Origin of the sequence: Arenibacter catalasegens (assembly GCF_002909235.1) — a bacterium.
GTDB classification, from domain to species: domain Bacteria; phylum Bacteroidota; class Bacteroidia; order Flavobacteriales; family Flavobacteriaceae; genus Arenibacter; species Arenibacter catalasegens.
On the sequence record NZ_PHQQ01000006.1, the window covers coordinates 1 to 25020 of the forward strand.

The following is a 25020-nucleotide window of genomic DNA, read 5'->3' on the forward strand; positions in this document are numbered from 1 at the left end:
TTGAACTCAAAGGAAATAGTCTTAGAAAAAAACTGTAATATTGTCATGTCTTATCTTTTGTAAACCAAAATAGCAAGAGGGGTCAACATCACTAGAATGGGGGGTCAGTATCTATAGAATATCCAACCAGTTGGTTGATGTTGGTGCCTATCTTGTTAATCTGGTAACTGAGGTTGGAGATGCCATCGGGAATCCGTTTCTCCTTTGTGGTTCTCCCGTTCAAAATCAGCTTTCTCAGGAAGGGGCCGACCGTTCCCCTTTTCTCGAAATCAAGATTGTAGGATTGTAATATGGACTTGACTTTTTCCAGTTCTACGCCATTGAACCGGAGCGATATGGCATGCATCCTTTTCTTGTCCCCCAATCGTTTTCTACCGCCTTTGTTGCTAGCCATTTTTTATCTCGATTTTATCGATTTTCACTTCGCAGAAGTAGGCGGTTTTGCGTTGTGCAAAACATCACTTGCTATCCACCTTCGTGGATAAATATAGTATATAGATTTTGAATATAACTAACTTATAATCAATTATTTAACTTGTAAAATCATATCAAACCATATAAGGTTATTTGGGTACAAAAACGAAATCTATCTGGTCTTATATGGTGTTTAAAAACTAGTAGAAAGACATGGAAATATCCTCTTTTTTGTGGGCAGGGAGAAAAAAGGGCAAGCGGTTTTTTCGCCGCTTGGGCTTTTGCGCGGCTGCGAGGGGGTCGTGCAAAACTGGAACGGAAAGACGACCGAAAGTGGGCGGGCGAAGGTCGTCTGCTCGGGAGGATTGTAGTGGAAGGTTTGTACGACTTCCGTAGGAGCTTGGGGAAAGTATGCAAGAAAAGCAAGCTGATGAAAGCCAGATTAATATTGACATTTCATTTAGTTATAAGCCAAGATTTTTAATTTTTGGAGTATCTCAAAATAGTCCGGGTTAATGATATCTCAATTTATCAAGCACGTAGGTTGTATTTTAAGGTCGGTTTGGTAGCAATAGTTGAATCAAGTCTAAATAAGATTATTTAAATTTAAGGAATGGTACCGCACATGAAAGGCGCTGGTTTTTCTACACTTACTTTTCGGTTTATTATTTACGTTTATTTTAAACTCTCATTTCAACTCTTATCCCACTACTTTATATATTGTTGAGAGTCTGTATTTTTAATATCGCTGTCTCTTCATAAAATATTCTCCCTTAGTAAATATCCATGTATAGAACCACGTTCAATCATGAAATCAAGGATTGGAATAACCTTATTTTTCAACCTTATTTCTTCTTTTAATTTTTGCTTATTATTGAAAATAAACTTTCTGATAAAATTTTCTAAATAACTTAAAGTGTGCGATTCTAAATCACCAAGTTCAAGTAATCTATTGTTTGATACAATGGTGTAAATCCAATCAATACCTTCAGTTTTAAATTCTTTTCCAATTGAATTTAATACTCTAGTTATTGAGTATAATACAGAAGGAATATGACCTATGTCTCTAGATGCATTGGTATAAAGAGATACGCTGTTATTTTTTAGGCTGTGCCAACTTTCTATTCCATCACTCCACCAACGCCACGCTAATAAGTAATTTATTATGACTTCTTTCAAATGGTAACTACGAGGATTGTTACATATTTCTATTATCTTAGGATACAGACTATTCCATACATACCAGAATTGGTCGTATTTAATTAGTTTATTTTCGGCACTTATTAATTCACCGATAAAAGATGCTGTTTCTTCTGTTGACTCAAAGGAATCAATAAATGGTTCAAGGTAAATCTCTATTTCACTTATTTCCCTTTGTAAAATAAAAGAAGCAAATCTTTTGAAAATGTGAATACGTAACAAGTAGATATGAGAATCATCACCTGAATCTTTTTTATAACTTCTTCTGTCCCTTAGTAATTGAGATGCTAAAAGTGGTAAAGTGTTTTTATAAATTGCTAAATGAACTTTATCTTTTGTTTTAGAAGGAATCAATTGATAGATTATTTCTAAGTCACGAATATCAAATAAACTAATATCCTTGATATCAAAGGATACTTCTGTAAAATTAAAATCCGAAGTTTTTTTATCAAGTTCTTTTAGAATTAAGCTTTTTGAAATTTGCCTACCATAACCTTTTTCCTTTCGCTTTTCGGTTATTATTTTTTTATAGATGGGTTTGATTTTAATGTAACCCAATAGTATAGCTTGAGCTTCGTTTGGGTTTTGTTCCCATAAGTTTGATTCATGAATCGATTCAATCACATAATCACATACTCTTTTATAATTCCCAATAGAAGTTTCATCGAAAAGAGCAAGAAGCATTAAAGAAGCATAGTCTTCTTTTTCTACGGGGAACTCCTTTATTAATGAAGGTATAGCATGAAAAGAGGCTTCAACTCCATCACTTATCTGATAGCCATAATCATCAGAAAATACACCAGACAAGGACGAAAGAATTATTTCTTTACAATAATTTTTATTTTCCTGTGATAACTTATTTTCGTGTTCAATCATTAATTTTGAACACACAAAGGCAGGAATAGAATAATCCAATTTTCCCATTGTATTTCGCCCTGATTTCAGTTCTTCAACAAGCTGTTTTGTTTCAGATAAAGCCAAAAGTGGGTCTTTATCGTATTCTTCAAGTTTTTGATTTTTGTTTTGTTTTTTCCCTCCAATTAAAAAATCTGACCATGATCTTAAAAAGGAATATTTGAAAGTTTCTTCAAACTGTTTATTGGCCTGTTCACTCTGATTTCTAAGTTCATCTGAAAGTTTAATAGGACTGAATTCTATTAGAAGTTTATTGTCATCTTGTTCTGTTATTTTAGGAGTAAGATTTCTTCTATCCATTCTTGCCAATAATATACCCCATGATTTTTCTTCAGATTTGGAATCTGTTGAAATTTTAGATTTATGTTGGTCAATTATTTCATATATTTTATCGATGAATTCAGAGTTTTGTTCTTCTGTAAATCCTTTTACACCAAAGTATTGATAATTAAAAATTAAAGATTCTAAATTTGAGCTTCTATGTTCATCATCACAAGTCTTTAGGCGTTCATCTGTATATAAGGTATCCTTTAAAGGGTTTAACCCATAACCAATTGAGACGGTAGATTTTGCTTGAAATTCACTAGAACATCTAACAGTATCCAAATTAAATAACTCAATTGTTTTGAACAAATTTAAGGCTGTAGCATAAAATTTCTCTGGATTTGCCAATACAACACTACAAACTATTGATGTTAGAGAAGTCGATTTCGATTGAACAAGAATTCTAAGCAGAATTGATTCAATTATTTCAGGCTTTGATATTTGAGAAAATTCTAAAAGAATTTTTTCTAAAGCCATATGCATGGATTGAAGCATATATGGTACAACAGGACTTCCAATTCCACGGTACATTCCCCAAAATGCCCAACATGAATATTGTTTAACTTCTATCTCATTTACGTACAATGTAATTTCTTCAACATCTTTTTTACCATAATCAGACTGACGATAATTTTGAACAGCTCTATTAGTAAAATTTATTATAAAATCAAGAGTCTCTTTAAAACTATTTTGTAATAACCAAAACGTCGGTGTTTGGTGGGCACTTGCAGGAGAATAATCATGTTTGTGTTCATCAGCTAAACCGTATCTGTTTTCCATGCTATCCCTTCCGTAGCCAAAACCAAATCCATCATCTTCTTTTTCTCGTTTTTGCCAATACAAATCACACAATTGAATTACTGATAATGGAAGGGTTTTTATTACTTCTAATGCAATGTATGGTTTTGCTAATATTTTTGAGCAAAGCCCTTTATAAGGGTCTTTGTGGTAAGTCCATTTGTTTGTTAAAACCTTGTCAAATATCCCTTTTAATTCTGATTGTATTTCATTTGTCGCGTTGAAAACAACCTTCAGAATCTTCTCTTCTGCATCGTCATGAATGTAAAAGTTCTCTTCCGTTTCAGTTTGTTGAATTATACCCAATGCCAATAAACCAGAATATCTTGTCGTTCCACCTATTTTTGTAGAATTGCACCAATCTGTTAGAATAGGCAAGACAAGTTTTAAATTGTTATCGAAAAAATCAGATTTGTATTTGTAAATAAGCACAATAACTTCTCTCCAGCCTTTACCTTTGGGTTTTATAATGTCAATGCTTTCAAATGCAGAAATATCTGTACATGCGATTCGTAGTAGAAATAAAATTCTTTTTAATATCTCGAAATCCTTAGAGATAATTTTTTTTTCAAAAAAATTAAAGAATGTCTCCGAGTAATCAGACAAAAGTACAGACACTAATATTTCATCTTTCCAAAATTGAATAATTGCATTATCCATAAAAGCCTCTTGAATAAAACTTTCAATCTCTGTACTGTTTTCAGATAATTCATCCGACAACCATAATCTAAATGCTCTTCGAATTGGCAAAGAGTTTCCTAGTTTATCAAAGAACTGTTTTGTATTGGAATGGTTAGCAAAATAGCGAGAAACAATTTTATCTAAAGCCCATTCCTCATAAATATCATGGGTAATGAAATATCCATGGTGAGTGTCATCATATCCAAGTATTTCATCCTGTTTTAATTGAAATAATGCCGGTTGCGGCAACTCATCTGTTTCAATATAAAATCGACCTGTTTCACATCTTTTTTTTGCAATTTCGATAATGCATCTATCCCTTTCGATATGCAAATTATCTTTTTGAAAAAGATTGTTTTGAATTCGCTTTTTCCAAAGCAAATCAATGAAATTCTTATAATTGCCTTTTCTGTCAATATTCGAGTAATATTGAACATATTCACTTAAATAAAAAAGATTTTTTAATCTTTCTGAAAATTTGCGATTTTCAGGTAAGGAGAATTTATATTCGTCAGATATTGCCTTTAGTTCACCAATACTAATGAGAGGTATGTCTACAACATCAAAAGATAATTGGTAATTTTCTTTTACATGAAATGTTAAGTCATTAAGATAAGAATAGCGAGTTGTAAAAATTATATTCCATCCAGATTCTTTTAATTTTTGTATGAGAATATTAAGAATATCATTATTCGAAATTTCTGCCAGCTTTTCAGCTGAGTCAATTACAAAAACTTTAATGGGTTCGTGATGGTAAGCCTCGATGAATTCTGTAAAAGAGAAATTATGATCGAATTGAAATAAATCATTTATATGATTAACATTGAGTTCTGTTGCCTTAAAAATACATATTGGGATTCTCTGGAAATTTAGATTATAAAACTCCTTGAAAATAGCAGTTTTTCCAGAGCCTCCTTCTCCAGAAATAATAATATCCCTTTTCTTTTGAGTAGCGTTATCAATTCCCTGAATTATATCGCTTCGCTCAACTTTTATCTGTTTCTTTTTGAAAGGAATTTCTGTTTGAATTGCTCTTAAGATACTTCCATTATGCTTTAGAACTTCATCGAGTAAGTCTCCTTTATTTGGCTCAAGATTGAAAAAAACATCATATATATATTTATTCTCAGACAGAGATAACTGTAACTCAATATGACTTGGAACTCGCCATTCTATTCCAATTCCAATTGCTTTTGCAGCTTTCTCAATGTCTTTTTGGTATTGTGGCTTTTTCTTAGCTTTTTTTGAACTCTCAGAAAGTTCTTGATTTACATAAAGGAAAATTTCATTTAGTAGCCTATTTTTGGATTTTGCCTTTTGAATTGAATCTATAATATCCTCTTTATTTCCTGAGATTGAGGTGGTATAGTACTTTGCCTGAAAGCCATAATAGACTCCATCCTTTTCAAGAGGTTCTGTTTCAATTCCTGTTTGGTTTTTATATCGAAACAAACCAATTTGATTATTTAACTCTGCACAGAAAAGTAAATAAGACATTTGTTCAAATGCCCATTGTTCTTGTTTGTCGTATTTTAAATCAAAGTTTTTCCAATTCATGTTTCAACTTAATTGTCTTTTTACAAAATGTGATACCTTAAAACATATAGGTTTCATCTGATACCGCAAGAATACATGTGCGTTTTCAAAAACCCCCAATTATAGAAAGACGAAGTAGTTCGGCTTGAGACTTAATCGGAATTGCAGTTTAGTTTCTTAGATAAATACTTTTATGCTAATTTCTTCGCTATTGGCTTACCTTCTAAACCAGCATTTACAAGGTAAGCCATAAATTCAGCAAAAGGTTCGATATCATTTTCGACACTTGCACTTTCAAGTGCGTTCATATAGTTATCCCTTTCTTCTATAGGAATTACCGTCCAAGGATAGCCTCCTGAAATAAGCATCGTATTCATTAAAAAACGACCCATACGACCGTTTCCATCCATATAGGGATGTATATACACAAAGAAAAAATGACCCAACACCGCACGTACGCAAGCCTCTTTTTCAGATGCCAGTAACTCAAAGAGCAAGGGCATCACATCCCGTACCCCGTTGACGTTTATTGGCGTATGTTTGGATTGGCCAATATAGACTTGGGCATTGCGATACCCTGCCAAGTCCGAAGGTTTTAATATTCCGGTAGTAATGCTGGGGCCAAATAATTCCCTGTACCAATCGCCATGTTCTTCATCCGTAACTTTACCTGCGTTCTCCCCTTCAAAAATTCGAGATATACTTTTCTTGACTGCATTAAATGCCAACCAATAGCCTCTAGCGGCCATGGCATCCTTCTGTTTCAAGTCTTCCTCATTTTCTTCTGGATTCCATTTTCCACTTCTAACGCGTTCGATTAGTTCCGGGGTTACCTTGTATTTTTCAATGGATAAAGAATGATAGGCATCGGTTATGTAAATTTCATCGATTGTTTCCATGTATGACTTTAAGTCTTCGGGAATGCCAGGAGCCTTTGGAAAGGCTGTGATTACAACTTCCCTCATTTCTTGCCACATCAATTTTATTCGATTTACATACGGGGAGCGCTCCCTTGGATCAAATTTAATAGGTGACGGTTCTTTATACGGATCCGTTTCCCTTACATCATATCCGGCAGCTGTCATCGTTTTAAAAATCTCGTCCGCAATTTTCTCTTGGCCTAAATTTCGATACGCCCCTACTAGTCTTCCGGCAATGGTGGAATGTCCGCCTTCCAGTAAGATAGGTAGCAATTCAGATGCATCCCGTATCATCATAAGGGCGGTTCTTGAATCAATGGCCTGTTTCGTGAATATTGAAGGCGTGCTATGCACTATGGAAGAAGCCAGCCCAACGATTCGTATTCCTTCGCGAGTTTCGATTTCCGCTACATCTGGCAATGGCGATTTCATAACGAATATCGAAGTGCCAAATAACAATTTTGTAACTGAATTGTTACCCTTGGTTGACCTGATAATCAATTGTCCTGGAACAACGTTATTTCCAGCATGGAACATCAAGGATTGTTCCGCTGATATACAGTAGTCCTCCCCGTAACGATCTTGTAAATATCTTGCAGAAAAGCCCCAAAAAGAGGTAAACCAAGAAGTACTGTCGCCTTGCTGTTCATCATGCGGTGTAGTGATGTACCATCCTTTAACTACTTCCTTAATAAATCCGTTTTTAATCAATCTTTCTTTATGAACCCTTGATAGATCATTTGCTTTTATGGCAACGATACCAGAATCCTGAAGTGTCTTTAACCGCTCCAATGATTCCGCTAGTTTTTCTCCCGGTGTTGCCATTTTTATATTTTAATTTTACAGATATTACCTTTCAATTCTCTAGGCACTTCTTAATTTTAATTTGCACTTCAATTATTAATTGATGCTGTGTCTAAATTATTATTAGAAGTTGTGTGTTAATTATTAATTGAGGTTGTGTTAAAATTATTATTTAATGCTAAATTAGTATATTATAATTGATTGTCAGATTATTAATAGTAATATTTTTGAATACCATGCAGAGAACTAACCAACCTAAATAGTAAAAAAATGCAATTTTTAGCAAACATCAATAAGGGAAACAATCACTTCATAGCACTCTCCGAGAAGCTAAAGCGGTCAGATGAGGCCTATTTTGCCGTTGCATTCTTAAAAGTCTCAGGTCTGAGTATTTTATCAAACCCCATTACTAAATTTCTAAAAGCAGGTGGGAAATTGACCATTGTTGTCGGACAAAATTTTGCTCTAACTGAACCAAAGGCTTTAATGGAATTTCGCAATATGTTCAAATCATATCCCGAATCAAAAATCTATTTGGCGAAAGCGAATTCAAAAGACTCGGTTTTTCATCCTAAGTTGTATTTATTCAAATCCAAAAGGAGTTGTTCCATAATTTCGGGTTCTGCGAATATTACCAAAGGTGGGCTTGTAAAAAATAAGGAATCATCCATTAGCATAGATTGTAAAACAAAAGATGATATATGGTTGGATGCCTTAAGTTATTTCAACTATTTGATTGGGCCTTCAAATGCCGATGAGGCAGACCTACTAGTCATCAAACAATATGAGACATTTTTTGAACAGCAAAAACAACACAACAAAAAGGCCAAATCAATACCTACCAAAACAAAATCTCAAATTGCGTTTGACTATGTGAACTTGGCAAAACATTTCAAAAAATTTAATACTCTAGAGCGGCAAAAAAACTTCAAGGAAAAGCAGACCCATTACAAAGAAGCCAAGAAGGTTTTGAACCAAATTGCGGACAATACCAGTTTGACACAAAAACAATTCGAACCGCTCTTGGATTCACTTGTCGGAAGCAAAGAAGTGTATAGTCTTTGGCACTCTGGAAGCCTATTTAGGCTAAGACGAAAAGTTTATCCTCATTTTCGGGCGTTTCAAAAACTATTGATCTATATCCGCGACAATAGGAATCAAAATGCGGATATTGTTTTTGATAGGGCGAAAGAAATGGTCGAAAATATTAATGGCGCGGCCGTCAATTATGTAACCGAAATTATGATGACTTATAATTCTGTTGAGTTTGCCAATATGAACAGAAATCCAATCACAGTTTTAAAAGAAGAGGGCGGTGTGAAAATCAAAGCACATTCTTCATCTTACAACGGAGCTGATTATGTCGAGTATTGTGAGCTCATAAAAGAGATTTCTCTAAAGTTGGGTCTTAAGAATATGCTAGAGGCCGATACTTTTTTTAATGAGATTTATTGGAAGATAAAATATTAATGAACCTGATGAAAAGTGTTAAAATGTGTGTTGAGACATAAATACTTATTTTACATTCTTATAAATTAGGAAACAATACTACCAAAGATCGTAAAAGTTGAAAGACATTTTTAAACATATCGTAGCCGCAGACAAACTACATCCAGTATTCAAATTGCTTTGTGAGCATTTGCCAATTGAACCGGCTAAACTTTTAATAGATGAAATTACCGCCGAAATGCCCGATAATGACGGAAACTTTATTCAGCAATTTCAAACAACCGGTTTCCATTCGCGACTTTGGGAAATTTTTCTGTTCAAGTTCTTCAAGGTAAATGGTTTTACTTTTGATGACACCCATAATCGTCCTGATTTTCACGTGGCTAAAAATGGAATTGATTTTCACGTGGAAGCCAGCCTATCAAGCGAAGTAGAAGGAGATAAATTTACCAAAGCGTATATTTTAAAAGCTCAAAAAACCAATGACTTAGCAGTTCAAAGAGAATTGATAGAACACTATGTCATCCGCATGGGTAGTGTCCTCTATTCCAAACTACAAAAAAAATATTGGGAACTGGATTGGGTCAAAGGCAAACCGCTTGTCCTGGCAATAACACCTGCCCATAATTATTTAGCAGGCTTTTTGCCTGATGCGAAAATCATAGAGTACCTATATGGATTGTCGTATGAAGCAGACTCGAACGCAGAAGGGCTAATTCCAAAAAAGGTAGAAGAAGTAAAGGTGCATAGATATGGAAAAAAAGAAATACCGGCTAACTTTTTTTCGTTGCCGGACACGGAAAATATAAGTGCCGTGCTATTTACCAACAATAGCGATTTGCATAAATTCAACCGAATGGGATACCAAAATGGGTTATCCGAGTTAACCATTATTATGGAAAGGGCAGGTTTGGCCTTTGACATGACCCCGAACGCACATCCCGTAGACTTTTCGCAGTCAATAATTCCGGGAGACATAAAAGAAGACTGGAATGAAGGTGTTTCCATTTTTCATAATCCTAATGCGAATATACCCTTAGAGAAAAACCTATTTCAAAATATTAGAGAAGCGTGGATAAATGAGGATGGAGATATTGATGGTACAATGCCTAATTTTTTTCCATTCAGTTCAATGACATTTCCCGTAGCAATCGGAAATGTTCCGGCAACTCATAACCTGAAGCCTTCATTGCTGGAAAGATGTCTTTTCAAAATATTGGAAGTATTTCCAAAATCGACAAAAGTGATAATCTGGATTCTTAACAAATTTGATAAATTTAAATCCTTATAGTACCACAAGCACTAATAGTTAAAGCCTGAGTAAATCAAAACACACAAATACGTAATAATAGCAAACCCTAGTGATCGAAATTCAAAAAAAAGAAAACAAACTTGTTCTCAAATACTATTATTCTGATTTTCAATCAGGTTATTGGGTTGATGACAAACTTCTTTCAAATAAGCCTTTTCCAATTAAAAAAGTATTTCATGTTAGAAAGGAAATTTTAATTGAAAGAATCGAGGAAGATTTTGAGGAACCAGAATATTTTTTTGAAATTGGCACTCTTGACGGCCACTATTTTAAAATTGACAGGGCCGTTTTTGCGCTAAAGAACGATTTTTACTTTCATAAAGATGTGCACCTAAATGAAAAACATTTTATTGCAAAAACGAAGATTTCCATTTTAAATCAAATTGACAGACACATTTCACAAGACATCTTTATAGGAGGAGAAAAAGAAGATGTTTTACCGTATAAAGCCTTTACAGAGCTAATCAAAGTTTTCCCCACTACACATGAAGTAACGCTATACCGAGAAGCCAAAGTAACCGCCATACTTAGGGATTATTTCGACAATGTACGTGATAAAGAATTGAGTTATCACTCCTATATCGGAAAGAAAACACCTGTTTATAAAAGTGATTTGAGAAAAATCTTCAAAGACTCGGATATCGTTAAGCACGAAACCTTGTTAGAGCGATTACGAAGTATGCTCAACAACGAAATCAAGTACAGCGAGAAACAATGGCAGGAAGAAATCATTCAAATTATTCTTATGCTCTTTCCTAAGTACATAGCTGTTTTCGACGAGGTGCGCTTCAAAGATGTATATAATAAAAAGACCCGAAAGCTTGACTATGGCCTAATTGATTTTATGGGAAATTTGGACATAGTCGAGATTAAAATTCCTTTTGAAAAAAGTATTGTAACCACAGGAACATATAGAGACAACCATATCCCTAAAAGAGATTTATCAGGCACGATTATGCAAATCGAAAAGTATATTTACTATCTCAATAAATCAGGAGTACAAGGAGAAAAGGGATTAACCAAAAAATACAAAGAAAAATTACCTATTGATTTAGAAATAAAGATTACGAATCCAAATGGGATGATAATCATGGGGCGTGACATAAATATGGATAAACATCAATTGGCAGATTTTGAAATAATCAAGCGTAAATACAAGAATATCATTGATATTTTTACATATGATGACCTATTACGTCGATTGGAAATAACAATAAAGCAATTGAAGCGTATTTAAGGACTGGAAAAGAAATTACTTAAAAAATTCAAATTAATATGTCGATACCGATAGTACTAGATAAATCCACTTTTCAAGGGCTTAACTATACCGACATTGTTGAGCTTCATAAATATTACATTGTAAATATCACTCCATTATTAGTTTCAGAAATTCTCGGCGACCTTGCGAAGGAAGAAAAGGAAGGCAAGAAAACTCCTAAAGATCAAGTTACTGACCTTGCAAAGAAGATGTTTCCTTATAACGCATATGTAAATATAAATTATAAGGTGCTGGTTGAAAAGTCCCTAACTGGAGAATTTACGGGGCCTGACAACAGACCTATTCTAAATGCGGCGAAATCCATTAATACGTCTGCAAAAAAAGGGATGACATTTGTTGAAACACCAGAGGAATTATCCATCAAACGGTGGAAAAAAGGCCAATTTGACACATTGGACGAAATTATCTCCGAAGTCTGGAGAACAAAATCAAAAGATGAAAAGGTAGTAGAAGAATTTAAAGGAAGGTTCGCCCACCTCAGAGACATTAAAATTAGGGACCATAAGCCTTCAAACGAAGAGAAATTTCAAACATTAAAATCACGATTACAAGAAAGACTATATGTAGAACTTGAACCTGAAGATACCTTAATCCTTGCAATAGATTATTTTGAAATCAATCCTGAATTGAAGGATTCTATTCTTGATCGATGGAAAAATGAATCGCATCTAGATTTACAAAATTTAGCAAATTATGCAATGTATTGCTATGAGGTAGTTTGCTTGTATTTTATTGGAATCAATAATTCACTATGCGGAGAACGATTAACTAATCTTTTAGATCTAGAATATCTTTTTTATGTTCCGTTTGCCAGAGTATTCAGCACAAATGATAAATTTCTGAGGAATCTCTTTTATGCCGTGCAACCAGAGGATACATTTTTCGTCAAGCTACAAGAACTTAAAGACGATTTTAAAAATTTTAAAGCGCTGAATAAAGAGGGAGAAGTTTTTCATGAACCTCCAATTAAAGATTCAGAAACATATAGGATTTGGGATAGTGTCTTCAATTTAAAACTTTCGAGAAGACTTAAACCTTCGAAGGCCGAATTGAAAAGGAAAGAAGCCGAAATGGAGGAAATTATTGCTTTATCCAAAAGCGGTAAAGAAGGTAAGTTTGACGGAGAAGCTGATTTTGCTGTCAAGGAATTTTTGATGTCGCCGGATGATCCGTGTCCGTGTAAAAGCGGCAAAGCTTTTAAAGATTGTCACTTAAATGGAAAGCAATAAATATTGAATTTTAATCGAAACCCAATAAATGTCCTAATCTGGCTTTCTTCGTCTGTAGATAAGTATTATCCATTATCTTTAATTTACACAACCTTTATAAATGAATTGGTATACAAAAACAATCAGACTTGATTTCAAAACAAAGCTAATTTCGGAATGGGAAAGCTTACTTTCCCAAGGTCTAACAGAAAATAACTATCAAACTTATTTAAGCAATAATGCCGGACTCTTTCTCGCCAATGAAAGTTGTCATTTGGTTATTTCCAAGCTAAAATTAGGTAGTGAGCTAGAAACTGATTTTGTAACCTTGACTGATGGATATAGCAATGGAAATCAATTTGAATTGATAGAAATCAAACAACCAAGTGCAAAACTTTTTACTGAAAAAGGCGTGATGACATTCGATTTCAACAGAGCTACACAACAAATAAGAGATTGGAAAAGATGGTTGATCGACAATCCCTCTTGGTTTAGAAAACACTTGCCAACAGTTTCGACGCGCGTAATCTCAGAGAGCCATTTAAAGTTCAAGATTATTATTGGTCGGAGAAATACAAACCCATATGAAATAGAAAAAAGAAATCAAATCGGAGAGGAAATCGGGGCAGAAATAAGATCATTTGACTATCTGACTGACAAATTAAGAAATAGGCGGTTTTATCCAACCGCTTGGCTTTCTGACGGAAACAATTCTTATGAAGAAGAGATGGCAAACCCCTTCTTTAAGGCTACTACCGATTCTCAATGGAAGAAATTCTGTCAAACTAAAATAGCATCTTCGCACTTCTACAGCCATCACACCGAAAGGATTCTGGAGAGCAGAACATATAATAAGTCAATGCTTTAAGCACAGCTCTAGAAATTAAATCAACTCATATAAGACCATAAAAAGCCAAAATTTGAGTGCAAATTGAGTGCAAATAAAAAAGGTTTCAAAAGTAAAACTCTTGAAACCCTTGTGTTTATTGGTGGAGAATACCGGAGTCGAACCGGTGACCTCTTGCCTGCCAGGCAAGCGCTCTAGCCAGCTGAGCTAATCCCCCAATTTTGGCTGCCGCAAAGAAAATACTTTTTCTAACACTATCAAAGTACAATTCAAGCTTATTCCAAATTTATTAATCTTTTTTCACACTTAGCACCAAAACTGGTACCGGAGCGAAAAATTCCGATTTGGGAATGGTATTCTTTTCCCATAGTTTTTTAAAGAAACCTCTTTTTCTCCTAAAAACACACAATAGGTCCGGGTGTTTTGACTCAAAATGCTGCAAAACCCCTAAATAGGTTGAAGGGTTTTCAGATTGGGTAAGTTCAGAACTTAAACCCATTAAGGACATGTTTATTTTAAGGTCATCTTTGGTGTAGCCGGGCGTTTTAACAAATAATAGGCTAACCTTGGAATCGAACTTTTTCTTAATTTCTATTAATGGGTATAAAATGCTCTTCTGCTTTAACACCCCCGATTTAAAGGCTGTCAATATTATTTTGAACGGCTTAAAAACGGTCCCTTTTGGCACAATAAGAGTGGGTATATCCGTTTGTTTTACAATTTTCCCTGAAGTATGCCCTAGGTACAATTCTTCTTGTATGTCATTACTTCTAGGCGCCAAAATAATTAAATCTATCCCTAGGTCCTTATCTATATCAATTAGACCGTCTACGATGTCGCCGTTATACGTGGCCATTTTAATGTTAATATTTTTTGAATCTACCTTATCAATGACCGCCTTTATGTGCTCCTTACTTCTTTCTGCAAGTTTTTCCCGAATATTCGCCAAAGTACTGGTGCTAGCACTAACACTAAATACTTCCATTACATAAATACTGGAACCAAATTCTGTTGCGAAGTCCACTGCATATTGTAATGTTTCGTGTGCATTCTCAGAAGTTCCGATGGGAACAAGGATATTTTTCATAGGTTCAGTATTAATTGTTTTTTACGCCTTTACTAGTTTGTTGGTCAGACATGGCGCAATTAAAATTTTGGTTATTGTCAATAAATGGGTTCAGCCCCTTTCATGATTCGATTAGTCATGAATAGCATAAATTTACAAATTAAATTCAACCATGCATGATTCGATTGGCAAAGATATTGGAAATTCCGGACATTCTTAATGTTACTGAGGCCTGCGCAAATAATGGATAGGGCAGGCATTTATCAAAGTAGCGAATATCCCTTTCATTATTAGGAATTAATATTGTAAAACAATTTTTTTTGAAGACAATTATAAATTTTAAGACTATTAACAATCTTGCCATTCCTGCTACAATAGCTGGTATTGCGGAACCATTACTATCCATTACCGATACGGCTATAGTGGGCAATATACCTCAAGATGGGATGGAGTCTTTGGCAGCGGCGGGAATAGTGGGTACCTTTTTATCGATGTTGATATGGATTTTAGGCCAAACTCGTAGTGCTATTTCCGCGATATTGTCACAATACTTGGGTGCCGGGAAGTTGGATAGGGTTAAAACGCTCCCAGCACAGGCTATTTTTTTAAATATACTTTTGAGTTTAGTTATTCTTCTTTCTACCGTTTTTATTGTGGAAGAAATATTTGTTTTACTCAATGCTAAAGGCAGAATTTTGGAGCTCTGTATTTCTTATTATTCCATTCGGGTATGGGGTTTTCCCTTAACATTATTTGTCTTTGCAGTAATGGGTATTTTTCGAGGCTTGCAGAATACGTACTACCCTATGTTGATAGCTATTACTGGAGCGGTTTTGAATCTAGTGCTCGATTTTGCGCTGGTGTATGGCGTAGAAGGGTTTATTTCTCCAATGTACTTGGAAGGCGCTGCTTGGGCAAGTTTAATTGCCCAGGGTATAATGGCTTTTATGGCGTTTGTACTTCTAATAACAAAAACAAATATAAGCTTGGCACTTAAGTTTCCACTACATCCTGAACTTGGTAGATTGGTGGTGATGAGTCTAAATCTTTTTGTAAGAGCGCTCGCTTTGAACACGGCCTTGATTTTGGCAGTAAGGGAGGCAACCGCCTTGGGAGACAAGTATATAGGGGCCCATACCATTGCCATTAATCTGTGGCTTTTTTCAGCTTTTTTTATTGACGGCTATGGAGCTGCAGGGAATATAATGGGCGGTAAATTATTGGGAGCGAAGAACTACAACGGACTTTGGGAATTAGGCAAAAAAATAATCTTGTACGGTTTTGTAGTAAGTCTAATTCTTGTTGTGCTAGGCTTCGTGTTTTACAGACCTATAGGAAGTATATTTTCTAATGACATTACCGTATTGCAAACCTTCTACTCCATATTTTTTATCATTATCCTAGGGATTCCTATAAACATGGTGGCTTTTGTTTTCGATGGACTTTTTAAGGGTTTGGGAGAAATGAAATACCTTAGGAATGTCTTGCTGGCAGCTACCTTTCTAGGTTTTGTTCCCTTGCTTTTTCTTGGTAAATTTTTAGATTGGGGACTATACGGTATATGGATAGCATTTACCCTTTGGATGATTATTAGGGGAGGCGCGTTGGTATGGAAATTTAGACGAAAGTTTCGTCCCCTTCTTGAAAACGTTTAATTTTGAAATACCAGGGGATAAGTATTACTGACCTATGAAATGGTCTATAATACTTTGGAAAGGTTAACAACTAATAAGAAAAATATGGGCACTACCCGATCAAGCGGAAGTTTATATGTCAACATAATAAATAGGGTTGCCACGGTAGAATTTGGGCATCCTGCCAGTAATTCCTTCGTTGCAGCGCTATTGGAAAGACTTACGACAACATTAGGTGAGTTGTCAGAAAATGATGAGGTATCCGTAATTGTTTTAAAATCTGAAGGAGATAGGACTTTTTGTGCAGGCGCATCCTTTGATGAATTGGTGGAAGTAAGCAGTTTGTCCGAAGGAAAAGTATTCTTTGGCGGATTTGCCTATTTGATCAATGCCATGAGGACCTGTAAAAAGTTGATCGTGGGAAGGGTGCAGGGCAAGGCCGTAGGAGGTGGGGTAGGAATTATAGCGGCATGTGACTATGTGTTTGCTTCTGAGGCGGCTGCAATCCGTTTATCTGAACTTACCATAGGGATAGCACCTTTAGTTATTGCTCCGGCGTTACAACGAAAAATTGGTGTTGCCGCCTTATCGGAATTGTCGCTTTCTCCAAATGAATGGAAAAGTGCCTACTGGGCACAGGAAAAAGGATTGTTTTCCAAGGTTTTTGATAAGTTGGGGGAGATGGATAAGGAGTTGGAGATTTTAACCGAAAATTTGGCTAAATACAATCCGGAAGCCTTGCAGGAATGGAAAAAAGTGTTGTGGGAAGGAACCGGCCATTGGGAAACTTTATTGACGAACAGGGCAGAAATTACAGGCCGTTTGGCTATTTCTGAAGAAACCAAAATCGCCCTCGCTAAATTTAAGAAATAGAACGTATTATGAGCAAGTTCCGTATTGAAATTAAATGGGCCGTTATTTTTGCATTGGCTACCCTACTTTGGATGGTTTTTGAGAAATCTATGGGTTGGCACGACGTACTTATAGCAAAGCAGGCCATATATACCAACTTTTTTGCCATCATAGCCATCGCCGTTTTTGTCTTGGCATTATTGGACAAAAGAAAAATAGATTTTAATGGAAAAATGAGCTGGAAACAGGGGTTTATCAGTGGTATTTTTTTAAGTGTAATCATTGCAGTATTAAGTCCACTGACCCAATATATAACCAACACTTTTATTACACCCGAATATTTTCCCAATATTATTAAGTTTGCCGTAGATTCTGGAAAAATGAGCCAAGAAGCAGCCGAAAGTTATTTTAGCTTGAAAAGTTATGTGCTTCAAAGTTTTTTTGGTGCCTTGACTATGGGAATCGTTACCTCGGCCATTGTAGCTTTTTTTGTAAAGAAACAATAACCGGACTTGTTGATCGTTTTATTTTTTTAAACTATTAAAATGGATATTTTATCATTCTTAAATGGGAACTTAGTTTTTCCTCTTCTAGCACTAGTCTTACTTGTGATTTATTTCGTAAATCGAATTAAAAATAACAGAAAATTTAAAAGATAAACCACTTACCTGGTTTTTAACCACCCAGTGATACTCAGGCGCTCGCGATGGGCAGGTTTAACTTCATGCTCCAAATCCTGACTTTCAAAAATAACGACTCTTCCAGATAAGGGGGAGATATGTTTTGCCTCTTCGCCATTTTCTGTAGGTAGGTAGAGTACCAATTCACCACCATCTTTTTCGGGAATCCAGTCCGGTTCATTCAAATAACATACCATAGAAAGTTTACGGCGGTCATCATTTTGGAAGGTATCCAAATGTCTTTTGTAATAAGTCCCGTCAGGATAAATGGCATAGTGGAATTCCTTGAACATTATTCCCATAAAACAGGTCCGGTTCAGATAAGTCGCCAATTCATTTATTTTTAGAAAAAACTGTTGTTCCAGAAGGTCATTACTCTTTTCATCCATCCAAAGAATAAAATCGCCACGAATTGCCTTTACTATCAAGGCGTTAAGCCGATTTCCAATGGCTGCTTTTTTAAACTGGTCCTCTTCATATTTGGCAATTAGGGAATTTCGTAATTGGGCTACTTCTTCCATAGAAAAAAAATCATCTACGATACTGTATTTTTGGTTTAGGATATCCTCGATTACTTTTTCGAAAAGCGGATTTTCCTTAAACTCCAATTGTTCAAATTGTTCAGACAAGTTTGTGATGTTTTAATAATGGATTAAAAATATATGAAATTGCGATTTGTTTTACACAGAGTGTTACGCCTATATTAACTACTGATTTGTAGTATATTATTAATGTATTATTTATTGGCGATTTTTGGCTTATTCCCTGATTTCTAATACTTTTTCCTTAACTTTTGTGTTTCAAATACCAAATACCACCATAAATGAAAATTATTTTACCCTCTATTTTGTTAACAATGGCTTTAGTATTGGGAAGCTGTGGAGATGGTGATAAAAGTACGGACAATTCCTTGAATAAAAGGTGGTACAAGGGAAATTTACACACCCATTCGTTTTGGAGCGATGGAGACGAGTTTCCAGAGACTATTTTAGATTGGTATAAGTCGCACGACTACCAGTTTATTGCCCTATCTGACCATAATACTTTATCCATGGAGGATAAATGGATACAGGTTAGGGAAGATTCCGTTTATCAAAAAAGCTTTGAGAAGTATTTGGAAACCTATGGGGAGGATTGGGTAGATTATAAAACGGACTCTGGAAGAGTACAGGTAAAATTAAAAACCTATACAGAATATAGGGATTTATTTGAGAAGGCCGGAGAATTTTTGGTGATTCATTCTGAGGAAATTACGGACAGATATGAGGATAAACATGTTCACATGAATGCTACCAATATTCAGAATAAGATTGATCCTCAAGGCGGTAATAGTATATCCGAAGTCATGCAAAATAATCTGAACGCTGTACTGGAACAACGAAAGGAAACTGGAGTGCCGATTATGCCACATATCAACCACCCTAATTTTTATTACAGTATTAGCCTAGAAGACATGATATCTTTAAAAGGGGAGCGTTTTTTTGAGGTGTATAACGGGCATCCTATGGTGCACAATATGGGAGATTCTACGCATATTTCCATAGAAGAAATGTGGGATCAAATCAATATTTCCTATATTAAAAGTAACAAGCCCATTATGTATGGTTTGGCAACCGATGATTCTCATAATTACCATAAAATTGGTAGTAAATGGAGTAATGCCGGTAGGGGTTGGGTGATGGTACAGTCAGACACCTTATCTGCACCCTCATTAATTGAGGCCATGGAAAGGGGCGATTTTTACGCTACAACTGGGGTTACCCTCAAAGATTTGGAATATGGAAGGAAGAATTTAAAGGTGGAAGTAGAACCAGAACCCGGTATTAAATACACCATAACCTTCCTAGGTTGTCTTAAAGGCGAAACCGAAGTGAAAGAGTTGAAAAGTGTTGAAGGTAATATGGCCAATTTCGACCTAACGGATGAGGTACTCTTCGTTAGAAGTAAAATTACATCTTCAAAACTTCAAGAAAACCCTATTGAGGATATAAAATACGAATCGGCTTGGACGCAGCCCATACTGAACGAATAGTTTCCCAGAATAAATTACCTTTGCAGTCCAAATAAATATTATGGGCAACATTCGTATTACCAAACAGTTTAATTTCGAAACTGGACATGCATTGTACGGTTATGACGGGAAATGTAGAAATGTACATGGACACAGTTATAAACTTTCCGTAACCGTAATTGGACGACCTATGACAGATACTGCCCATGTTAAATTGGGAATGGTCATCGATTTTGGGGATTTAAAGAAAATTGTGAAAGAAGAAATTGTGAACCAATTTGATCATGCCACTGTTTTCAACAAAAACACCCCCCATGTGGAGTTGGCTCAAGAATTAACGGATAGGGGACACAATGTAATATTGGCAGATTACCAGCCTACAAGTGAAAATATGGTTTTGGATTTTGCAGATAAAATTAAGGCTAGATTGCCGAAAAATATCAATTTACATTCTTTAAAACTACAGGAAACCGATACCTCCTTTGCGGAATGGTATGCTTCTGATAATTAAAAGGGCCCTGAATGAAAACTATTGACGTTCCCAAGGGCAAAAAGATCTACTTCTCAAGTGATAATCATTTAGGGGCTCCTACGAAGGACCTTAGTTTTCCACGTGAAAAAAAGTTTGTGGCATGGTTGGACGCCATAAAACAGGATGCAGCCGCTATTTTTCTCCTTGGCGATCTGTTCGATTTTTGGTTCGAATATAGAACCGTGGTACCCAAGGGTTTTACCCGAACCTTAGGAAAACTTGCAGAAATTACAGATTCGGGAATTCCGGTTTATTATTTTGTCGGCAACCATGATTTATGGATGAACGGATATTTTGAAGACGAGTTGAATATTCCAGTGTTTCATGGACCTGAGTCTTTTTTATTAAACGGAACTTCTTTTTTAATAGGGCACGGTGATGGTCTTGGGCCTGGGGACAAGGGGTATAAACGGATGAAAAAAGTCTTCACTAATCCAGTCTCCAAATGGCTTTATAATTGGTTGCACCCAGATTTAGGTGTAAAATTGGCTCAATATCTTTCTGTAAAGAACAAGATGATCTCTGGGGATGAGGATATTAAATTTCTGGGTGACGAGAACGAATGGTTGGTGCAATATTGCAAGCGGAAATTAGAGCAGCAGCACTACGATTATTTTGTTTTTGGACATCGGCACCTGCCTTTGGAAATTACTTTGAACGATCAATCTACCTATATAAATTTAGGGGATTGGATTTCTTATTTTACCTATGGTGAATTTGATGGATCTAGTTTGTCCTTGAAAAAATTTGAGACCTCGGACAGCGGAAAGTAATAGGTGTTTTTGATAAAATTGAAAGAAAAATTGGAAAAAGGAACTATTGAATTAAATGGGTAGTTTATTTCTTACCTTTTCCTGTAGCCTGGGCCTGTTAATATTAAATTTTTATGATGCGTTGTGGTTATTAATAAATTAATATTGATAATTAACATGCTCTTTTAGGTCCCTTAACTTCATTTGAAGTGATATATTTCCCTGCCATTCGTTTTCATCCAAGGAAAAAACCGCATTTACTGATGTATTCAAAATTGTAGGTAAATTCGGTCCCAAATTAAATCCAATTGCATCAATAGCTTCCCGTTTTGAACCATTATTTTTATCAAATAACTTACATTTCAGGTGTTTTCCCTCCTGGCCAACTACTTTCGCATAACCAGTATCCTTAAGATTTTCTGCCATGAAAACGGGAGTTAGATTACCGGGCCCAAAAGGAGCAAATTGTTTAATAATCCGCATTAACTTTGGGGTAATTTGTTCCAAACTAATTATAGTATCCACCATTATTTCGGGAGATAGCAGTTTAGGATCTATGGTATTGGAAACTACTTCTTCAAACTTGGATTTAAAGGCTTCGTAATTTTCTTCAAGTAAGGTAAGTCCCGCGGCATACATATGACCTCCAAACTGTTCAATGGTATCCGAGCAGCCTTCCAAGGCTTCATATACGTCGAAACCTTTTATAGATCTTGCAGAGGCTGCCAATTTGTTGCCACTCTTTGTGAAAACCAAGGTGGGTCTATAATAGGTTTCAATAAGCCGGGAGGCAACAATTCCGATAACTCCCTTATGCCAAGTTTCCTTATAAACTACAGAGGTAAAACCTTCTTCTTCCTTGTTTTCTTGAATCTGTAGTAGTGCCTCCTTTGCAATTTCTTGGTCTAGATTTCTACGGTCCGTATTGTATTTCTCAATTTCGGCAGCAAAAATTTCCGCTCGCTCCAAATTGGTTTCCTTAAGGAGATTTACGGCATGCTGCCCATGCTCCATTCGTCCGGCGGCATTAATTCTCGGCGCAATTATAAACACCACATCGGTAATGGTAAGTTCTTTTTTATGTATTTGGTTGATGATGGCCTTAAATCCTGTTCTGGGGTTTTGGTTTATTACCTTAAGCCCCCAATAGGCCATAGCTCTATTTTCCCCTGTTATGGGAACTATATCTGCTCCTATGGCAGTAGCTACCAAATCTAGATAGGGAATTAAATCCTCGGTGGTCTGCCCTTTTTTACTTCCGAGCGCCTGTATCAATTTAAATCCTACCCCACAGCCACAAAGTTCGTCATAAGGATAGGAGCAATCTGGTCTTTTAGGATCCAAAACGGCTACTGCATCGGGTAATGTATTGCCTGGTCTATGATGGTCACAAATAATAAAATCGATGCCTTTTTCCTTGGCATATGCAACCTTGTCTATTGCCTTAACCCCGCAATCCAAAGCAATTATTAAAGAAAACCCATTATCCTCAGCAAAATCTATTCCTTGGTAAGACACTCCATAGCCTTCATTGTACCGGTCTGGGATATAGGTAGCCACATTGGGATAGCTGTTTTCCAGATACGAAGATACAAGGGCCACGGAAGTAGTGCCATCCACGTCGTAATCCCCGAACACCAATATGTTTTCCTCTTGGGCTATAGCTTTTTCGATTCTAGCTACGGCCTTATCCATATCCTTCATTAAAAAGGGATCGTGCAAGTGTGAAAGCTGTGGTCTAAAAAAGTTTTTGGCATCCTCGTAGTTTGTAATGCCACGTTGCAATAATAATTGCGCCACTAATTCCTCTACATTTAGCTCGGTTGCCAATGTATTTATTTGTTGCTGTTCGGGTTTTGGTTTAATGGTCCAGCGCATGGCAATTATTCCTTAAGCCTAATTCTATTTTTAAACACTTCCTTGCCGTCTATAACTACCTTTATATAGTACCGCATTTTAGGCAAATAGGAGAGGTCGTACGTAAAGGTACCCTTTCTAAAATTCAAGTAGGAATGGGTTTCCACTATTTTGGACTCATCTTCTTGTTGGGTAATGATGATCTCCACATCTTTTGGATCGTTGGCAAAATAATCCAAGGTTACAGGACCATCAGTTCTTGCCGGAAACATGGTTATGGACGGTTCGTTGTCCAAATGATACTTGGCCTCGGGTTTTACCATAAAGTTATAAATTATATTGCTCCCGAAGTCGGAGTTAAAATGTTTTATGGCCTGTCCTAAGGTATCCAATAGTTTAACATCACCACGTCCGTCTTTTGCTTTATACCAAAACTCAAGTCCATCTCCACCTTTATCCGATACCTTAAAAGTATAGTTGCCCTCTGGGAGCGTTAGGGTATCCAAATACACGGTATTTGGTTTAAGATCTAAACTGTCCCTTTTAAACACCTCTTTTCCATAGCCATTGGTAACCGAATAGGAATTCTGCCCCGGCTTGTTATTGGTCTTGAAATAAATAATACTTGATACCGGTAAAATATGTGGTCTGGTGTAGCCTGAACTCTTGGAGTTATCCTCCTCAAATCCATCCCTTTTGCCATTCGGCCTTTTTAATTCCACAAAAAAACGGGCCGACTCTTTATCACTAAATATTTCCTCAGGTAATGTTAGTAGTGCTGTTTCCCCAAATGGGACGTTTCCCTTCCAACTAAATTTCTTAGGTTTTTGTCCCTCCAAATAATAATTGACCACAAAAGATTTTAAATTATTCTTGCCGTTGTTTTTGAAGCGGATAAGTGGTAAAGTTCCGGTTTCATTTTGGCGGCTATGTATTTTCTCATTGGAAGGGGAAATTATATCCACTAAAGTCACGTCATGCTCAGCGTTTATTTTACCATATTCCAGAACATAGGCAACAAGGAGTTCCTTGGCACTGGGTTTTTCGGTTTCATAAGGTTCCATATTAAGGTCAATGGTAAATTCCTTTTCGGGATTCGTATCAAAACTTACCTCATCTGGTTGTAATAAATAGCCTGGGCACCAATTGGCCCTATCAAAAATCCAGGTTCCTGCTTGTGGGTAAAGCGGGTTATCACCACATTCCATCCACAATTGCTTTGTGTCTATAACTTGGCCATTAAAAAGTATTTGCCTGTATTTATCGCAAAATTCCCCACAGCCATTGGCATCCATTCCGTGTCCGGTTTGATGGATCTTTACCTTTCCGAAGGTCGATTTGGTATTGGCTTTTAGCGTTATAGGTATCAAATGGTTTTCAATGGGATCTGTTTTATCTCCATAACTGTAATTACCATCGTAAATTTTATATAAGGCCAGTGGCTCAGCTACAGGTTTACCATAAATTATTTCAAAATCTACAGTTACCTTCCATCCACGGCTTTTATTGTCCTCATAACCCGTATGGATGTAGTCTATCTCCAGACTATCCCTTAAGATAGGACTAAAATCCGTGATGTCCACTTTCCAATCAAATCGCCAGTCTTCCTGAAACCTTCCACCATATGGTGTCAGCATTCTGGCAATCTCATAACTGATCGTGTCATTCTTTGGTCGCACTTTAATATGGTCTACATAATCCCAATCCGCACAGCGCATATTGTCGGGACATTCAAAAGTAAGATTTAGGAGTATCTGACGAATTTCCTTGTTTTTGGAAGGAAAAGCGGCCCATCGTTTATAACTATTTTTACCTTTGGAAGGATCTGTAACGATGGTTTCTTGTTTATGGGATATAATATTTTCTTTAAACTGGGCATTTAAACTTTGAAGGGTCCAAATAAAAACGCTCAATAGAAATAACACTTTTTTGGTCATAGGGAAAATTGA

General features: G+C 36.0%; 18 protein-coding genes and 1 tRNA gene. 11 read left to right on the forward strand and 8 right to left on the reverse strand.

Features of this window, described 5'->3' with window-relative positions; translation table 11 throughout:
* Positions 1–91: 91 nt before the first annotated feature.
* The 3 genes from CWD90_RS06465 to CWD90_RS06475 all read right to left on the reverse strand — a co-directional run bounded on the left by CWD90_RS06465 (position 92) and on the right by CWD90_RS06475 (position 7613).
* Entirely contained in the window at positions 92–394 is a 303-nt protein-coding gene (locus CWD90_RS06465; RefSeq protein WP_103475131.1) for a hypothetical protein, read from the reverse strand.
* A gap of 776 nt (positions 395–1170) precedes the next feature.
* The gene (gene avs4, locus CWD90_RS06470; protein ID WP_103475132.1) at positions 1171–5889 is read right to left on the reverse strand and encodes an AVAST type 4 anti-phage nuclease Avs4; all 4719 of its coding nucleotides are present in this window, start codon (positions 5887–5889) and stop codon (positions 1171–1173) included.
* A 170-nt stretch (positions 5890–6059) separates the two neighbouring features.
* Entirely contained in the window at positions 6060–7613 is a 1554-nt protein-coding gene (locus CWD90_RS06475; protein ID WP_103475133.1) for a Fic family protein, read from the reverse strand.
* Positions 7614–7862: 249 nt separating this feature from the next.
* On the opposite strand from CWD90_RS06475, the gene CWD90_RS06480 reads away from it, so the two are divergent.
* The 5 genes from CWD90_RS06480 to CWD90_RS06500 all read left to right on the forward strand — a co-directional run bounded on the left by CWD90_RS06480 (position 7863) and on the right by CWD90_RS06500 (position 13708).
* Entirely contained in the window at positions 7863–9062 is a 1200-nt protein-coding gene (locus CWD90_RS06480) for a phospholipase D-like domain-containing protein (protein WP_103475134.1), read from the forward strand.
* Between the two features lie 97 nt (positions 9063–9159).
* Entirely contained in the window at positions 9160–10332 is a 1173-nt protein-coding gene (locus CWD90_RS06485; RefSeq protein WP_103475135.1) for a glycosaminoglycan attachment protein, read from the forward strand.
* 70 nt (positions 10333–10402) lie between these two features.
* Positions 10403–11590: a Shedu immune nuclease family protein gene (locus tag CWD90_RS06490; RefSeq protein ID WP_103475136.1), complete on the forward strand. Its 1188-nt coding sequence runs from the start codon at positions 10403–10405 to the stop codon at positions 11588–11590.
* Between the two features lie 38 nt (positions 11591–11628).
* Entirely contained in the window at positions 11629–12861 is a 1233-nt protein-coding gene (locus tag CWD90_RS06495) for an SEC-C metal-binding domain-containing protein (protein ID WP_103475137.1), read from the forward strand.
* A 100-nt stretch (positions 12862–12961) separates the two neighbouring features.
* The gene (locus CWD90_RS06500; protein ID WP_103475138.1) at positions 12962–13708 is read left to right on the forward strand and encodes a Shedu anti-phage system protein SduA domain-containing protein; all 747 of its coding nucleotides are present in this window, start codon (positions 12962–12964) and stop codon (positions 13706–13708) included.
* 119 nt (positions 13709–13827) lie between these two features.
* Here the strand turns inward: CWD90_RS06500 and CWD90_RS06505 are convergent.
* Both CWD90_RS06505 and CWD90_RS06510 read right to left on the reverse strand, forming a co-directional pair.
* A tRNA-Ala gene (locus CWD90_RS06505) sits at positions 13828–13904 on the reverse strand.
* Positions 13905–13976: 72 nt separating this feature from the next.
* Positions 13977–14774, reverse strand: a complete 798-nt coding sequence (locus CWD90_RS06510) for a universal stress protein (RefSeq protein ID WP_103475139.1) — start codon at positions 14772–14774, stop codon at positions 13977–13979.
* Between the two features lie 299 nt (positions 14775–15073).
* Here CWD90_RS06510 and CWD90_RS06515 point away from each other — a divergent pair, with 299 nt between their 5' ends.
* The 3 genes from CWD90_RS06515 (at position 15074) to CWD90_RS06525 (ending at position 17745) form a co-directional block, all read left to right on the forward strand.
* Entirely contained in the window at positions 15074–16408 is a 1335-nt protein-coding gene (locus CWD90_RS06515; RefSeq protein WP_103475140.1) for an MATE family efflux transporter, read from the forward strand.
* Positions 16409–16492: 84 nt separating this feature from the next.
* A complete protein-coding gene (locus CWD90_RS06520; RefSeq protein ID WP_103475286.1) occupies positions 16493–17260 on the forward strand; it encodes an enoyl-CoA hydratase/isomerase family protein in 768 nt (255 codons plus the stop codon).
* A gap of 8 nt (positions 17261–17268) precedes the next feature.
* On the forward strand, positions 17269–17745 hold the full coding sequence (locus CWD90_RS06525) for a DUF4199 domain-containing protein (RefSeq protein ID WP_103475141.1): 477 nt from the start codon (positions 17269–17271) through the stop codon (positions 17743–17745).
* A 158-nt stretch (positions 17746–17903) separates the two neighbouring features.
* Here the strand turns inward: CWD90_RS06525 and CWD90_RS06530 are convergent, their stop codons facing one another.
* Positions 17904–18548, reverse strand: coding sequence for a 2OG-Fe(II) oxygenase (locus CWD90_RS06530; protein WP_103475142.1), 645 nt, complete (start codon positions 18546–18548; stop codon positions 17904–17906).
* Positions 18549–18742: 194 nt separating this feature from the next.
* Here CWD90_RS06530 and CWD90_RS06535 point away from each other — a divergent pair, with 194 nt between their 5' ends.
* From CWD90_RS06535 to CWD90_RS06545, 3 genes are read left to right on the forward strand one after another with little or no spacing between them, the layout of a single operon-like run.
* Positions 18743–19951, forward strand: coding sequence for a PHP domain-containing protein (locus CWD90_RS06535; RefSeq protein ID WP_205161213.1), 1209 nt, complete (start codon positions 18743–18745; stop codon positions 19949–19951).
* A 40-nt stretch (positions 19952–19991) separates the two neighbouring features.
* Positions 19992–20441, forward strand: a complete 450-nt coding sequence (locus CWD90_RS06540) for a 6-pyruvoyl trahydropterin synthase family protein (protein WP_103475143.1) — start codon at positions 19992–19994, stop codon at positions 20439–20441.
* A gap of 20 nt (positions 20442–20461) precedes the next feature.
* Complete coding sequence (locus tag CWD90_RS06545; protein ID WP_103475288.1) at positions 20462–21235, forward strand: UDP-2,3-diacylglucosamine diphosphatase; 774 nt, start codon at positions 20462–20464, stop codon at positions 21233–21235.
* Between the two features lie 138 nt (positions 21236–21373).
* Here the strand turns inward: CWD90_RS06545 and recJ are convergent, their stop codons facing one another.
* Together recJ and CWD90_RS06555 are read right to left on the reverse strand one after the other, a co-directional pair.
* Entirely contained in the window at positions 21374–23092 is a 1719-nt protein-coding gene (recJ, locus tag CWD90_RS06550; RefSeq protein ID WP_103475144.1) for a single-stranded-DNA-specific exonuclease RecJ, read from the reverse strand.
* A 5-nt stretch (positions 23093–23097) separates the two neighbouring features.
* A complete protein-coding gene (locus tag CWD90_RS06555; RefSeq protein ID WP_103475145.1) occupies positions 23098–25008 on the reverse strand; it encodes a peptide-N-glycosidase F-related protein in 1911 nt (636 codons plus the stop codon).
* Between the last annotated feature and the right edge of the window lie 12 nt (positions 25009–25020).